The 15146-nt window shown below is 44.3% G+C and carries 15 protein-coding genes; 14 read left to right on the top strand and 1 reads right to left on the bottom strand.

What is annotated here, in order from left to right; all coding sequences use genetic code 11:
• The first annotated feature begins 3 nt into the window (after nt 1–3).
• From VER99_RS19865 to VER99_RS19800, 14 genes are all read left to right on the top strand, one after another.
• Nucleotides 4–1218, top strand: a complete 1215-nt coding sequence (locus VER99_RS19865; RefSeq protein ID WP_020335423.1) for an outer membrane beta-barrel protein — start codon at nt 4–6, stop codon at nt 1216–1218.
• A 12-nt stretch (nt 1219–1230) separates the two neighbouring features.
• Nucleotides 1231–1764 (top strand): polysaccharide biosynthesis/export family protein, encoded by a 534-nt coding sequence (locus tag VER99_RS19860; RefSeq protein ID WP_014234868.1) that lies wholly within the window; start codon nt 1231–1233, stop codon nt 1762–1764.
• A gap of 15 nt (nt 1765–1779) precedes the next feature.
• The gene (locus VER99_RS19855; RefSeq protein WP_020335424.1) at nt 1780–3960 is read left to right on the top strand and encodes a GumC family protein; all 2181 of its coding nucleotides are present in this window, start codon (nt 1780–1782) and stop codon (nt 3958–3960) included.
• On the top strand, nt 3938–4756 hold the full coding sequence (locus VER99_RS19850; RefSeq protein WP_020335425.1) for a putative capsular polysaccharide synthesis family protein: 819 nt from the start codon (nt 3938–3940) through the stop codon (nt 4754–4756). Before VER99_RS19855 ends, VER99_RS19850 begins: the two co-directional genes overlap by 23 nt.
• Nucleotides 4757–5803 (top strand): glycosyltransferase, encoded by a 1047-nt coding sequence (locus VER99_RS19845; RefSeq protein ID WP_020335426.1) that lies wholly within the window; start codon nt 4757–4759, stop codon nt 5801–5803.
• On the top strand, nt 5781–7019 hold the full coding sequence (locus VER99_RS19840) for an O-antigen ligase family protein (protein WP_020335427.1): 1239 nt from the start codon (nt 5781–5783) through the stop codon (nt 7017–7019). The genes VER99_RS19845 and VER99_RS19840 overlap by 23 nt, the downstream gene beginning before the upstream one ends.
• A complete protein-coding gene (locus VER99_RS19835) occupies nt 7016–7849 on the top strand; it encodes a putative capsular polysaccharide synthesis family protein (protein ID WP_020335428.1) in 834 nt (277 codons plus the stop codon). The genes VER99_RS19840 and VER99_RS19835 overlap by 4 nt, the downstream gene beginning before the upstream one ends.
• Entirely contained in the window at nt 7846–8877 is a 1032-nt protein-coding gene (locus tag VER99_RS19830; protein WP_020335429.1) for a glycosyltransferase, read from the top strand. Before VER99_RS19835 ends, VER99_RS19830 begins: the two co-directional genes overlap by 4 nt.
• A 9-nt stretch (nt 8878–8886) precedes the next feature.
• Nucleotides 8887–10194, top strand: a complete 1308-nt coding sequence (locus VER99_RS19825; protein WP_020335430.1) for an oligosaccharide flippase family protein — start codon at nt 8887–8889, stop codon at nt 10192–10194.
• A gap of 2 nt (nt 10195–10196) precedes the next feature.
• On the top strand, nt 10197–10586 hold the full coding sequence (locus VER99_RS19820; protein ID WP_020335431.1) for a VanZ family protein: 390 nt from the start codon (nt 10197–10199) through the stop codon (nt 10584–10586).
• Between the two features lie 117 nt (nt 10587–10703).
• Nucleotides 10704–11030 (top strand): N(4)-acetylcytidine aminohydrolase, encoded by a 327-nt coding sequence (yqfB, locus tag VER99_RS19815; protein WP_020335433.1) that lies wholly within the window; start codon nt 10704–10706, stop codon nt 11028–11030.
• A 33-nt stretch (nt 11031–11063) separates the two neighbouring features.
• Complete coding sequence (locus VER99_RS19810; RefSeq protein WP_020335434.1) at nt 11064–11663, top strand: TetR/AcrR family transcriptional regulator; 600 nt, start codon at nt 11064–11066, stop codon at nt 11661–11663.
• Nucleotides 11664–11807: 144 nt separating this feature from the next.
• A complete protein-coding gene (locus tag VER99_RS19805) occupies nt 11808–12842 on the top strand; it encodes an NADP-dependent oxidoreductase (RefSeq protein ID WP_020335435.1) in 1035 nt (344 codons plus the stop codon).
• Nucleotides 12843–12856: 14 nt separating this feature from the next.
• Complete coding sequence (locus VER99_RS19800; protein ID WP_020335436.1) at nt 12857–13474, top strand: glutathione S-transferase family protein; 618 nt, start codon at nt 12857–12859, stop codon at nt 13472–13474.
• A gap of 679 nt (nt 13475–14153) precedes the next feature.
• On the opposite strand, the gene VER99_RS19795 is transcribed toward VER99_RS19800, so the two are convergent.
• Entirely contained in the window at nt 14154–15029 is an 876-nt protein-coding gene (locus tag VER99_RS19795) for an NAD(P)-dependent oxidoreductase (RefSeq protein ID WP_020335437.1), read from the bottom strand.
• Between the last annotated feature and the right edge of the window lie 117 nt (nt 15030–15146).

The following is a 15146-nucleotide window of genomic DNA, read 5'->3' as shown; positions in this document are numbered from 1 at the left end:
ACGATGAAGACGGCAACTCCAATCTTTTCGCTACTCTTTTTGCCAATGTTCACTTTGGCAGAACCAATGGCGTATACAACTGGCTCAGGTATTGAATTTATTCCGCAAGTGAAAGCCTTTTATGAAGGCGACGACAACGTGAATAAAGACGAAGAGAACGCGAAGTCCATTAATACTTGGGGAGTAGAGCCAAGCCTGCTGGCCCGAATAGAGCGAAATCAATATCGCGCTAACCTTATGTACAAATTGAAATCGGGCTTCTCATCGGATGACAGCAATGATTACGATGATCATACGTTTCAATTCACCAATTTCTTTGAGTTTAACCACCGGAATCGTCTGGTCGTCGATTATCAATTCCGTGCCCAACATGAATTGAGAGGTGAAAACATCACAGAAGGCAACGGTGACGCGGTTGACTCGCCGATTCGATTCCATCGTAACGATCTAAAAACCAATTACATTTTTGGTTCCGAGGGGGCCAAAGGACGTTTCGAGTTCGGTATTAACTATAGCGACAAAACCTACCAAAACTATCGCGACGGCTTAACGTTCGCACCAAATGCGAAAACAAAATACAACGACTTTAGAGCATCCAGTGCTCACGCTGAGTTTTATTTGCGAGCAACTCCAAGAACCTATTGGCTGATAGGTAGCCGACAAATTCAAACCGATTATCAGCACAGAAACCCAGCCATGGCATCCAGAGACAATACGGCGGGCTTTTACTATACCGGAGCACAATGGGAAGTAACCGGAAAAACACAGGGTATTGCTCGACTTGGCTACCAAATAAAAGATTTTGATAGCAATGAGCGAGAGACTTTTAAAGGCTTCAGTTGGGATATCGGCTTTGAGTGGTCACCTCAAGAGCAAACACTGATTACGGTAAAAACAACTCAAGCTGCGGTGAATCCAGATCAAGATGGCGACTACAACCTGCAAACTCGCTATCGAATTGATTTTAAGCATGACTGGAATAGCTACCTCGCCACAGAGTTAGGATTCCTATACCAAGAAGATGACTACACCGGGGAGCTTCCGGGAATGGCTTCAAGAGATAGCGAACGTTACTCGCTGTCTGCCGGTATCGACTATCAAATCAAACGTTGGATTCTACTGCAGGCCAACTGGCAATACCAAGATAAAACGTCAGACCGAACAGGCTATAGCTTCCAACAGAATGTTTGGACACTAAGCACTCAATTTTCGCTGTAAAAAGGATTTTTAATGAACCCATTAACGACGCTTATTAGCCTGGTTTTATTGCTATTTAGCACGTTCGCCACGGCTACGACGAATGAACAAGACTACCTACTTGATACCGGGGATACCATTTCGATACAAGTTTATGGTGAAGAAGATTTGTCGATTTTGAACATACAGATCACGTCTGACGGCTACTTTGATTACCCTTATCTCGGCAGAATTAAAGCTATCCAGAAAACGCCCAAACAGATTAAAGATGAAATTGAAACCGGGCTGAAAGGCGATTACCTGATAGATCCAAAAGTCATGGTTACGATCAATAACTTCCGCCTTTTCTACGTCAATGGCGAAGTACGTAAACCCGGTGGTTTTGAGTATCGTCCGGGGCTGACGATAGAAAAAGCGATCGCTCTCGCGGGTGGGCTCACTGACAGAGCATCACGCAAGGGAATCAACCTCACCAAACACAAAACCGGTAAAACGGTAGAAAATGTCGATATGCACCTGAATGTTGAGCCTGGTGACATTGTATTTATTGATCAAAGCTTCTTTTAAGTGACAGGTAATCAAATGAACGGAACTCACCCAAGCACCTTCCCGATGAACAAAGTAGAACTGATTCGTTTTGGTCATCACTATAATACGCTCAAAAAGAACTGGTTGAGTATTGCTGCTTTTACCTTAATTTTCTCTTTGGCCTGCACCTGGTATATCTACTCGAAAACATCGATTTACCAAGCAACAGCGACACTTTTGATTCAAGAAGAGCAAAAAAGCGCTTTGTCCATAGAAGAAGTCTATGGAGTGGATACGACCAAGAAAGAGTACTTCCAGACTCAAGTGGCGATTTTACAGTCGAACCACATCGCGGATAAGGTTATCCAAGGCCTTAACTTGACTCAGTATCCCGAGTTCACGAGTACAGGTGGGCTAAAACAAACCATTGATAACATAAAATCAATTCCACTGGTTCAAGACTTACTCAACGTTACGCCAAACCCAACAGAAACAGCGCAGTATTCCGATACCTATTATCGAGCACTGCAAACGTTTAAAGACAAGCTAGAAATAGAACCTGTCCGCAATACGCAAATGGTTAAAATCCGTTTTCGATCGGTGGATCCTAAACTAGCAACACAAGTCGCCAATGCGGTGGGTCAAGCCTACATCGACACAAACTTTGAAGCGAAATTAGTCGTCACACAAAATGCCGCAACCTGGCTGACCAACAACTCACAAAAGTTAGAAGAGCGTTTGAGAGACTCAGAACAGGCTCTGCAAGACTTCTTATTGCAAGAGGGGCTGATTGATATCAACGGTATCGATGAAATCTACGCCAATGAGCTGGAAGAGCTCAACCGAAAACTCAACACCGCTGTTAACAACCGTATTGAAGCGCAGTCTTTGATTCAGCTTCTCAGACGCAAATCATCGCAAAGCTTAGATAGCCTGCTGTCGATAGATGAGTTCGCCAACCAAGTGCAGATCCGTGATCTAAAACTCTCGGAGGCTCAGGCGGAGAAGAACTTGTCCGAACTGGCACAGCGTTACGGACCTAAGCACGATCGTATGATTCAGGCGAAGGCTCAATTAGATTCGATCCAAACCAGAACCCAACAGCTAATTCGCGAAATTTCGTTCAGTAAACAGCAAGACTTACTGTCAGCAAAATCTCAGGAAGACATGCTGCGTGCTGAGTTGAATCGCAAGAAAACAGAGTTCCAATCATTGGGTTCACAAAAAGCGCGCTATGAACAACTCAAGCGAGAAGTTGAATCCAACAAAGCGCTTTACGAAGCGTTCTTAAACCGAGAGAAGGAAACCAGTGCGACCAGCGACTACAAAAATGTCACTGCTCGTTTCACAGATAAAGCCATTATTCCTCTGTTTCCCGTTGCGCCACAGAGAATGAAGCTGGTTTTTATTGCAACAGTATTCGGATTTGCAATTGCCTGTGCGCTCGTCATCATTTTAGAAACATTGCGTGAGGTGATAAGAACTGCATCGGATGTTGAAGAAAAACTAGGCGTGACCTGCTTGGGCACTATCCCACTCGTCAAAAGTCGTCGCTTGCGTAAAAGTGGGCTCAGCTACACAGCTTACTTAGACAAGAATGAAAAACTGTTTAGTGAAGCGTGTCGCTCCGTCAGAACCTCTCTGTTACTCAGACTGACCAACGCAAAACAGAAAGTTCTGCCCTTTACTTCTGCTATCCCGGAAGAAGGGAAAACGTCCACCAGCATTAATATGGCCGTGTCTTTTTCTACCATGGAAAAGGTATTGATCATTGACTGCGACCTTCGCCAACCTTCATTGGCCAAAAGGTTCGACATTGCCGAATCTCAACCGGGATTAACCAACATACTTACGATGGATACGTCCATTAAAGACTGCATTGTGAGAGTGGAAGAAGCAAAGCTGGATGTTTTGCCAGCAGGATTAATTCCGCCAAATCCGCAGGAACTGTTAGCCTCGGCACGCTTTAAAAAGCTATTGGATTACCTTCAGGAAAAATACGACCGCATCATTATTGACACTCCACCATTACTGTCAGTGAGCGATGCTCTGATTTTGGGTCAGTATGCGAATGGTCTGATTACCGTTATTCGTGCAGAGTCGACCAAAGCACAACTGGTTAACGTTGCGTTATCCAAACAATTACAACATTCCGTACCATCTCTTGGCGTGCTTATTACACAGGCAAAATCTAAGGAAGGGGAAGCGTTATATGTCCACAAATACGCCTACTAAACAAGTGTCTTGGTACCAAACGCTGAAGCGTCAGGAACAGCCCGTATTGATATACCAAATGGGAAAAGTGGGTTCGAGTGCACTCGAAAAGTCGATTGAGGGATCGATCCATCTGCATGACCTGATGTCCATTTCGGCGTCAAAACAGATCTCCCCTGTGCGAGCACAGTTATACAAACCAAAAACCAACTACGTCAAGCGACTACTGAAACGGGCCATTATGATCAACATGCTAAAACGTAAACAGCATGTGCGTATTATCTCGCTGGTCAGAGAGCCTATTGGCAGAAACATATCCATGCTCTTTCAATCACTCCCTTTTTGGGTCGCTGATAAATACCTCAAAGATGACAGTGCCGTACGTTCAGAGCGTCCTCAACTGCTTCATGAAGCGTTTGAGGAGCATGTGAATCATCACTATCCGCTTGAGTGGTTTGACAACGAAATCAAAGCACTCACAGGAATAGATGTTTTTATTCATCCGTTTGATCATGAGCTTGGTTATCAAACCTATCAAAAGGGCAATTTCTCTTTGATGGTGATTAGAACCGACAAACTGGACCAGTCACAGCAGGCGATCAGTGAATTTTTGCAGCAAGACATCCAAGTGACTCATGACAACCAATCGGAAAACAAGTGGTACTCGCCACTTGCCACTGAGTTCAAGAGCTCTTACCAACTCAAACCAGAGTTTGTTGAGGACATGCTTTCTTCAAAGCTTGCTATGCATTTCTTTACGAGCTCAGAAATTGACAACATCAAGAACAAATACACACAAAAACAGCTTGGTAGATAAATGAAGATACTGCATATAATTAATGACTTATCTAACAACGGGGGAGCACAGCGCTTTCTGGTTGACCTTGTTGTTAAGCATAAGCCCCACTACGAAGTAAAGATACTGGTTCTGAATAAAGACAATGACTTCGAGACCCAGCTAAATGAAAACGGGGTCAGTTTCTATTACTGGCCTTCCCTGTCGATAAAAGAAAAGTGGGGGCTGTTGCGCTGGCCAAACCTGATCCACAGCCATTTATTTCCTTCGATATACGTCGCTTTACTGGCGATTGGTAAGAAACGGGTACAAACCGAACACAATACGACGAACAGACGCAGAGATTACCCTGCCTTGAAGTTTATGGAGTATCTGATGTACCAAAAACATCAGAAAACGATTTGTATCACCAATAAAGTAAGAGAAGAGTTAGTCAGGTTCTTGCCGAGATACAAGGATCGCTACGACGTTATTTACAATGGCGTCGACTTAAACCGTTTCTCCAGAAAAGCCAAATCGTATAGCAGAATTCAACCAGACAGCCCAATCAATATCGGGATGGCAGGCAGACTTCATGGCTATAAAGATCACCCGACGCTCATAAAGGCCATCGCTAAATTACCGGAACACTACCACCTTCATTTAGCGGGTGACGGTGATAAAAAACAACAGCTGCAAGATTTAGCGCAACAATTAAATTGCGCTCACCGTGTGCACTGGCATGGTGTCATCTCAGATGTGCCGACTTTTTTATCCAATCTTGATGTGTATGTTCAATCTTCAATTATTGAGGGATTTGGGCTGGCCGCCGTGGAAGCGATGGCTGAAGGGTTGCCCGTTTTAGGCTCGAATGTTCCGGGATTAGATGAAGTGATTGGTAACGACTCCTACTTATTTGAACTAGGAAACGAACAGGAATTAGCCGATAAGATTGAGATAATTTGCAGTAGCCAAGCCCATTATGAAATGGCTACCCAATTTTTTGTCGAACGTTGTAAATCTTTCACTCTGGAACAATTCAGAGAGAGCTATTACAAGGCTTATGATGAACTCTATGCCAGTAAGTAATCACATTCCTCTGCTGGCTGCGTTCACCCTAGCGCTCTTTTTTGTGCCAGTGAAAATTCAAGCGGGAGGTATTGCGCTAGCGCCGAGTGATATCGCAAGTCTTCTCTCTCTGGGATTAAGTGCGCTTGTTGTTATGGAAAGCAAAACACGCAAGCTCCTGCATCCGTGCATCGGATTTGTATTGCTGTTCACCGGTTATGTGTTTATTAACGGCCTACTTAATCGTGTGCCCTTGATGCCTCTCATTACCGAAACCGTTCAGTGGGTAGCGATTCTTAGTCTGCTCGGATTACTGTTCGCTTATGGAGCTTTCGAAGATGAACGAGTCATGGTGTACTTTTCTTATATTCTCTTCGTTATTTGCTGTCTGGTTGCCGCTTGGCATTTTGCCCAAGGTTATCAAAGTGGATTCAAGCTTCTTGGGGTCAGTAAGTATGGTTTTGGCCTGCTCTGCTCGTTGCTCTATTTATATCGAGACAAAATTCGCGCCTTCCATATTTTAATGCTGATAGCACTGGTCTTACTGGTTTTATCGCAAGAGCGCAAAGCCTTGCTTGGCTTTTGTTTATTGTTTCTTTTGGATCAGCTTTTCATTAAGAGTTTGATGAGAAAAACCGTCAGTGAAACATATACCTGGACCATATTACTAACCCTGAGTTTCGCGGTGTTGGCTGCGGTGTCCATCACTTCATATGTGGGCTTCGACACGTTAGCCGATCAGCTAGAGTTCACCCAAGAAGACATCTTGTTTGCCAATCAGAGTGAAGCGAGGTGGGTATCCAATTTGCACCGAAAACTTTTACTCGCCAATGGTTTCGACATTCTCCAACAGCATCCCATCTTAGGTGTGGGAGCCAAAATGTTGCCTAGCTTCATGGTCAATTACTTTAACTATCAAGAGCTGGCGATTTACACCCATAACTTTGTTCTAGATACCGCCATCGAGTATGGGTTACTGGGTATTGCGCTGTTGTTCGGTGGATACTTTTTTTTCATCAAATTTTGCTTCTATAGCTTAAATGAGAACCGCAAAAGCCTGCTACTCGCAGCGTACGCGCTCATTATGGTCTGCTTCGTTGCGGTAAATACCACGATTATTTTAATCCTGTTACTACCGGTAATGCTCAGCATAAAACGCACGGATGAATCCAGCCGCATGCCTTCATGTTCGGGAATTAAAGCCACCAATTTTAATAATCAAGGACTTGATCAATGAAATATTCAATCGCTCGACAATTTGAAAAGAACCGAGAGCTTCGAGCTGACAACTTTGTCTTGGTTTACCAGATGGGAAAAGTCGGCTCATCTTCCATTGAACACACGTTGGGGGAGCGTAATATTCCCAGTTACCACATCCATACCTTTGATGATCATGAGGAGTTCCACATGTATCACAACAAACGCGATGTGAAGAAATTCTTCGATTTCAAAAACCGTGCAATTTACCGTTTGGTCCTTAACCAAAGAAAACGAATTCTGCAAAAACGCGAACAGATAAAAATCGTCACTTTAGTGCGTGACCCTATCGCTACTGTATTGTCTCGCTTTTTCCAGGACCTTCATTTTCAGTTTATCGAAGGTAAAAAAAACGAAGCGATCCACAACGACATGGACGTGACCTACCAGCATTTGGAGCACTGCTTCGACAACTACATTAACCTCAACTATTTTGCCGACTGGTTCGACAACGAACTGAAACGTAACTTCAACATCGACGTATTGGACCAGAAGGTTGATAACACCCAACCTTTCTTTACCTTTAGCAACAGTCAGGCAGAAGTACTGTTAATTAAGTGCGAAAAACTCAGCTCGCTAGACCGAGAGATTGGCCAGTTCTTGAATGTCGACGATTTTGAGTTGAAGAATAGCAACGAAGCGAAAAACAAATGGTATTCAAACATCTATCAGTACTTTAAGCAGCAATACGATTTTTCTAAGTTGTTCTACATGTACGACTTGCCGCTTTATCAACATGTTTACTCAGTTCAAGAGCGAGACGCATTTAAGTCCAAATGGCAGCAAACTCCGGGAACCAAGTCATCATGAAAAGAGTACTGCATATAACCGAATCTTTTGGTGGTGGTGTTCAAACGGCACTTTACAGTTACACGCACTCTTCCCGCCATGAACCTTATCAGCATTTTCTGGTTGCCAGAGCTCGCGAAAATGATTTAACCAATGACAGCGGCCACAATGTATTTTCACGTGTTCAATGGGTAAAGGGTGGACTGCTGCAATTCATCAAAGATGCGAATAAAACAATCGATGAAGTCAAACCAGATATTGTCCACCTACACTCGAGCAAAGCAGGCTTTTTGGGGCGTTTTTTGCGACTCAACAACGCACGATTAGTTTACACGCCCCACTGCTACGCATTTGAGCGGGAGGATATTTCAGGCTTTGCTCGACAACTCTATAAAACGTTAGAGCGCTTGCGATTAGATAGAATCGATATCGTAGCGGGATGCAGCCAACGTGAATGTGACTTAGCCATCAGCATCGGCGCCAAGCAGGCTGAGTTACTTAATAACTACGTATCTTATCAAAGTGAAGAGCGCGAAAGCCGAGATAAAGCCGCCGCATTAAAACTGGTGGTACTTGGCCGGGTCGCACCTCAGAAAGACCCTCAGTTTCTGATTGATACTCTTTCCCACCTTGATGTTGCGACACTCAATCGTCAGTTTGAGATCACCTGGATTGGTGGTGGCGACCAAGAGCTTGAACAGCGTTTAAAAGACCAAGGCGTACACGTGACTGGCATGCTTCCTCGTAGTGAAGTTATGAAGAAATTAAAAGCGTCGGATATTTATCTGCACACTGCCGCTTGGGAAGGCATGCCACTAACGATTCTCGAGGCCGCTAAGCTGCATCTCCCAATGGTTATTCGCAAGATTGGCGCGACAGAAGCTCTGAACTATCCATTTTTGGCGCAAACGCCGCAAGAAATGGCAAAACAGCTGACCCACTGTATCAACCACTATCACGATATTGATTTTGGCCAATACACGACTGAATTGAACGACACATTCAGTGAAGAAAAGCAGCGTCTCGCTTTAAATAGCATCTACCGTTAGAGATATTACATGTTTCACGCCTTTCAACAAAAAAGACTGTCTGCGCCCAGCGAACAAAAAAGCTTGTTCTCACTTGGCTTAAAAACCGCGCTTACCCGAGTGTTCAGCGCATTGTTTGCATTTTTGCTTGCAGTCATGGTGTCCCGAACCACAGATGCCTCGATAGCGGGTCAGTTTTTCTTCTTATTTAATCTGGTATCACTGACCGCGATTATTTCTCAGTTGGGCTTTGACGTGGCTTTGGTGAGATACAACGCCATAGCCTTTAACAGTCACAATGCTCAGCAACAAAGCGATAATTACAAAACAGCGTTATCCCGAAGCTTCGCATTTTGCGTCCCGGCCGGACTGGCCATTTTTGCCGGATTCTATCTATTCCCCGAGACAGTCAATCAGACCAATGCCCCACTACCAGCCGTTGCACTCGCGTTACTCTGTGTTCCTTTCTTAGTACTTGGACAAACCAATAGCCGAGTCTTGCAAGCGAGCAAAAAAGTGGTCTCTTCGCTATTCGCTTTGCAATTGGGTGTGAGTATGCTGATGGTGTTTGCCATTGCTGCTTTAGCCATGTTTGGCTTGCAAAGTCTTAACTATCTCATGGCCGCTCTACTGCTAACATGCGTGATTGTTGCCACGACATCGACAACAAACTGGGTGAGATCGGGGCAATTTCGCAAACCAACGTCAACGCCTAATCTCCAACTGACGGCTTCAGCCAAACAAGTCTGGATTGGGAGCATATTTAACAACGTTCTTCAGTGGGGAAGCCTCGTCATCGCAGGGTTCTTCATTTCAGCTTCAGAGATTGGCTTGTTAGCCGCAGCCCAACGGACCTCACTATTGATCGGCTTTGTGTTAATCACTATTAACTTTGTCGTCGCTCCAATGTTTGCGTCACTTTACAAAGAAGGTGAGATGGACAAATTACGCAATTTGAGCCGGATGGCCTGTCGAATGAACATTGCAGCCGCATTAATTCCAGTGTTGATTTGTACACTGTACCCTGTATTTGTACTGAATTTTTTTGGCGAAGAGTTTGTCGCTGCCGCGCCTCTTCTTGTGGTGCTGTCCCTCGGTCAATTGGTCAACGTTGCCACTGGCTCGGTCGGGTTTCTGCTTTTAATGAGCGGACATGAAAAAACAATGAAATACATCACCATTGGCTCTGGAACCATCTCGATTTTGCTGCTGCTCGTCTTGTGCCACATTCACGGTGTTATTGGCGCAGCTTGGGCTATGGCAATCGGAATGGCGATACAGAACCTTGCCGCACTGTACTTTGTTAAACGATATTTGGGATTCTTTCCGGTAGGCTAATTATGTCTTCTATGATTGCGCGCATCAGTTTTGGCTTCGTATCACTACTCACCGTCATCCTTTCCTTATGGAAAAGTTCTGATTTGAGTCATGCGACCTATCTCAATATGGAGCACTATGTCGGCGGTTCAACGACGCTCCACTTTACCTTCAGTCTGCTGATTGGCCTCTGTGCCGTATTTGCATTTCCCCGCCATGCCAGACCAAACAAAGCAGATACTTTTGGAATTCGCCTTTTGCTGTGTCTGCTGTTAATAATTTCACTCGAGGAGTTTAGTCAGCTTTTTATCCCCAACCGCACATTTAGCGTTGCGGATCTCAGTACCAACTGGAGCGGCATGTTACTTGGTTACTTTGCCGCTAAGGTATGGCTTAGCATACGAAATCACTAAGCTGTCGGTTTTAGCCAACTGAGGATTAATAAGCGACGTGCACTGAAATAAGCACCTCGAGGTTATTCAGGTATCGCTATATAATGCATTTACATAACCTTGAGAAGCGAGTGCTGCATGTCATCTCATCCAACAACCATCACCTTTTTTGAATTTCTGACCCCTTTGATCACATCGGGCAAAAAAACCATCACGATACGAGATGAGTCAGAAAGTCACTACATCCCAAATACCGAAGTGGAAGTCTTTACTTTAGAGACTAACCGCAAGGTCTGTGACATCAAGATCCTATCGGTAAATCCGCTTAACTTTGATGAAATCAACGAGTTCCACGCAGAACAAGAAGCCATGGAGTTACCAAAGTTGAAGCAGTTGATTAGGGAGATTTACCCTGATACTGACACACTTTTCGTTATTGAATACGAGTTGCTCAAAACAAACTAGACGACTGGTCTAATTTTAACTATAGTACGTCCCATGAACGCAAAGACTAACGACACACGCCAACATATTCTCGAGGTCGGATACGAGTTAATCGTAACTCGAGGCTTTACGAGCGTTGGACTTTCCGAGCTTCTAAAAACGGCAGAAGTACCAAAGGGCTCGTTTTATCATTACTTTAAATCCAAAGAGCAGTTTGGTGAGGCTTTGATTGAGGCTTACTTCGATCGCTATTTCCACAAGTTAGATGAGATCTTTACCAATACTGATCGCAACGGATACCAACGTCTGATGAGCTACTTTGAGGAGTTGGCAAAAATTGAAGATCACGTATGTAATGCAAATAGATGTCTGTTAGTCAAACTTAGCGCGGAAGTTTCTGACCTTTCCGAACCAATGCGACTTGCACTACGTCGTGGAGCCGACAAATCAATTCAAGCCATCGCGGACTGTATTGATGTTGGCATTCAAGACGGATCGATTGCAAATGGTGATAGCGCTTTATTAGCAAGACAACTTTACTACCTTTGGAATGGTGCAAGCTTACTCAACAAGCTGTATCAAGATCAGACGGCACTGACGCAGAGTCTGACCTATACTCAAGATCTATTGCAGAATACACGCACTTTATCGTAAGTGGCTTCAACGCAGTAAGAGAACAACCCTATAAGTGTCTGTTTAAGGCTAGCCTTAAACAGACACAAAATACTTTCCCGCTCTCAGAGCGGGATATTTTGCAACAAAAACTAGACGACCGGTCTAGTCTAAGGTGAAAATAACATGACAGACGCACTTAACCGCAGAATCGTACTTGCATCACGCCCACACGGCGCACCAACAACTGAAAACTTTAGACTGGAAGAAGTGGCAAAGCCAGTACCAAAAGATGGTGAAATGTTGTTAAGAGCCGTTTACTTATCACTAGACCCATATATGCGTGGTCGCATGAGTGATGCAAAATCTTACGCAGAACCAGTTGCAATTGATGACGTAATGGTTGCAGGAACCGTGTGTCAGGTTGAAGTATCAAACCACCCAGATTACGAGGCGGGTGAATGGGTACTCGCTTACACTGTGGGTTGGCAAGACTACGCGATTTCAACCGGTGAAATGGTCATCAAGCTGGGTAAAAATCCACAAAACCCTTCGTATGCACTAGGCGTAGCAGGCATGCCTGGCTTTACGGCATACATGGGATTGCTTGATATCGGCCAGCCAAAACCAGGGGAGACTATCGTCGTTGCTTCGGCAACCGGCCCCGTTGGCTCAACGGTCGGTCAAATTGCAAAACTTAAAGGCTGTCGCGTAGTCGGTATTGCCGGTGGTGAAGAGAAATGTCGCTATGCAAAAGAAGAGTTGGGCTTCGATGAGTGTATTGATCATAAAGCCGACGATTTCGCGCAACAATTGAAAAATGCATGTGACAATGGCATCGATGTCTACTTCGAAAACGTAGGCGGCAAGGTATTCGATGCGGTACTTCCGCTGCTTAATACAAACGCCCGTATTCCTGTATGTGGTTTGATTTCTCAATACAATGCGACCGAGCTTCCACAAGGCACAGACCACCTGCCACTACTGATGGTTAACATTCTGACAAAGAGAATCAAAGTTCAAGGATTCATCATTTTTGATGACTACGGACACCGTTACGATGAATTTGCGCAAGACATGAACCAATGGTTGGCAGAAGGAAAGATCCAATACCGTGAACAACTCGTACAAGGCCTGGAAAATGCACCTGATGCGTTCATCGGTCTGCTCGAAGGAAAAAACTTCGGCAAAGTTGTTGTTCAGGTAAACAACCCTCTGTAAATATAGGATAAAGAATGATTAAACTTCACCATCTCAATCAGTCTCGCTCGAAACGCATTATCTGGTTACTTGAAGAGCTCAATGTGAGCTATGAAGTCGTACCGTATATACGTGACAAAGTGACTTTTTTGGCTCCTCCAGAGCTTAAAAGTGTACATCCACTAGGCAAGTCACCAGTTCTGGAAGATGACGGTGAAATCATCATTGAGTCAGGCGCAATTACAGAGTATCTGATCGAAAAATACGGCGATGGTCAACTTGCTCCAGAACGCGGAACGAAAGCTCATACGCAGTACTTGCAGTGGATGCACTTTGCTGAAAGCTCGGCGATTTTACCAATATTGCTGAAAGTCTTTGTAAGCAAAGAACCAACTCAAACAGAGTTCTTATCAGGCTACGCAGATAAAGAAACCATGAGTGTTTTGAATTACTTCGAGCAAGCTTTGGAAGAGAAAACCTATCTGGTAGAGGAGCGCTTAACCGGAGCAGACATCATGATGTCTTTCATCGTGGAATTGGTACATAAGTTTGGCATGAGCAAACATTTCCCTAATATTGAAAGTTATGGAAACCAACTTGCCACTCACGAGGGGTTCTCAAAAGCAGAACAGCTCGAAGTCAAATACGCTTAACTTTGGCCTTTTGGTGTAAGCGACACACCTAACAGGCTCAAAATCAATCATCACGAGATGCTTGGTTAACAGAAACGCATTGCCTCACAAAAGCAACAGCTCTCTGAATCAAGCACTCGTTTTTAGCAACTGGCAATCTTTACGCTTCAACATCCATTTCGTTCTTAAATTCAAGCAGTTCAACGTAGTACTTTTCTGATTTCATCAAGTTCTGGAACATAGTCACCGACTATCGATTCAATAAGTACAATCCGCTTTCCACCAGAATCTATCCATAATAATCTTCCCTACAAGCCCTGAGTTAATACCAATAAAAAGAGGCGCATTACGCACCTCTAATTCGTAAGGAGATAAGTATGATTAGCTTCGACTTCTTTAAGCTCTTCGATACTCAAGAGTTGTTTATCTATTACTAGGGTCTGTTAACCTTTCGTGGTTAAATTTTGTTCGAGATAAAAGCATTTTAATCGCGGCGAGAGGTTTGTAGCCTAGTAATTCTAAGCAAAACACCTCTCAACAAAGAGTAAAATGCTTTTAGCCGAACCCTTCGGGCAGCGTTTGTGGCTCCTTTCTACTACGTTATCGGCTTATCAGGTAGGTAAACTACATTTCAAAGCCTCTGCCTTGCATAAAGAACCCACAAACTGCTGCAAAAATCAGCTCGAAAGGTCAACAGACCCTAACTTTTAGCCACGGCTTTGATAAGTACCGAGGTATCCATACGCCCAAGACCGTCAAGCTGTAGGTCAGCGTATTGTTGATCAACCATTTGGGTTAACGGAAGCTGCAAACCAACACGCTCAGCTTCTTTAAGGCAGAACCCAAGATCTTTGCGCATCCAGTCAATCGCGAAGCCAAAGTCGAATTTATCTTGCGCCATGGTCTTGGCACGGTTTTCCATTTGCCATGACCCAGCGGCACCATGTTTCAGTGTTTCGACAACTTGTTCAATATCTAAACCAGATTTTTGAGCCAGTAGAAGTGCTTCACTCAAGCCTTGCAGTACGCCGGCAATACAGATTTGATTGACCATTTTGCATCGTTGCCCCTGGCCATTCTCACCCAGCAACGTAATTTGTTTTGCGTAGACGTCCATCGCAGGCGCAACCTGTTCAAAGACATTCGAGTCACCACCACACATAATGGTTAGGACACCATTTTCAGCACCCGCCTGACCACCAGAAACTGGGGCATCGATAAAATGATTACCAACCTTAGTGCAAGCGTCCGCCAGTTCGACAGCCAAATCTGCGGAAGTCGTGGTGTGATCGACTAATACCGCGCCCGGTTTAAGGCCAACCAGAAGCCCTTCTTCGCCATAAACCACACTACGAACGTCATCATCATTGCCTACGCAAGTAAATACGATGTCACATCCTTCTGCCGCTTGTGCAGGTGTTTCGCAGGCAACACCGTTGTATTCTTCTGCCCACTGGTCAGCTTTTGCTTTTGTGCGGTTGTATACTTTGGTTTCGTAGCCAGCTTTACTTAAATAGCCTGCCATTGGGTATCCCATTACACCCAAACCAATAAATGCTACACGTTGTTTTTCCATTGCCTGCTTCCCTAATCAACTGAATTTAAATCTTTTGTAACATGCTACTAAAGAATTCTGCTTTTTACTCGTAATTTATCTCTGATTTTCACAAAGGAAACTGCATGCTTGAAGGAC

The organism is Vibrio natriegens NBRC 15636 = ATCC 14048 = DSM 759, assembly GCF_035621455.1.
In the GTDB taxonomy this organism is placed as follows: Bacteria; Pseudomonadota; Gammaproteobacteria; order Enterobacterales; family Vibrionaceae; genus Vibrio; species Vibrio natriegens.
This window is presented reverse-complemented; position numbering and strand designations above follow the sequence as displayed.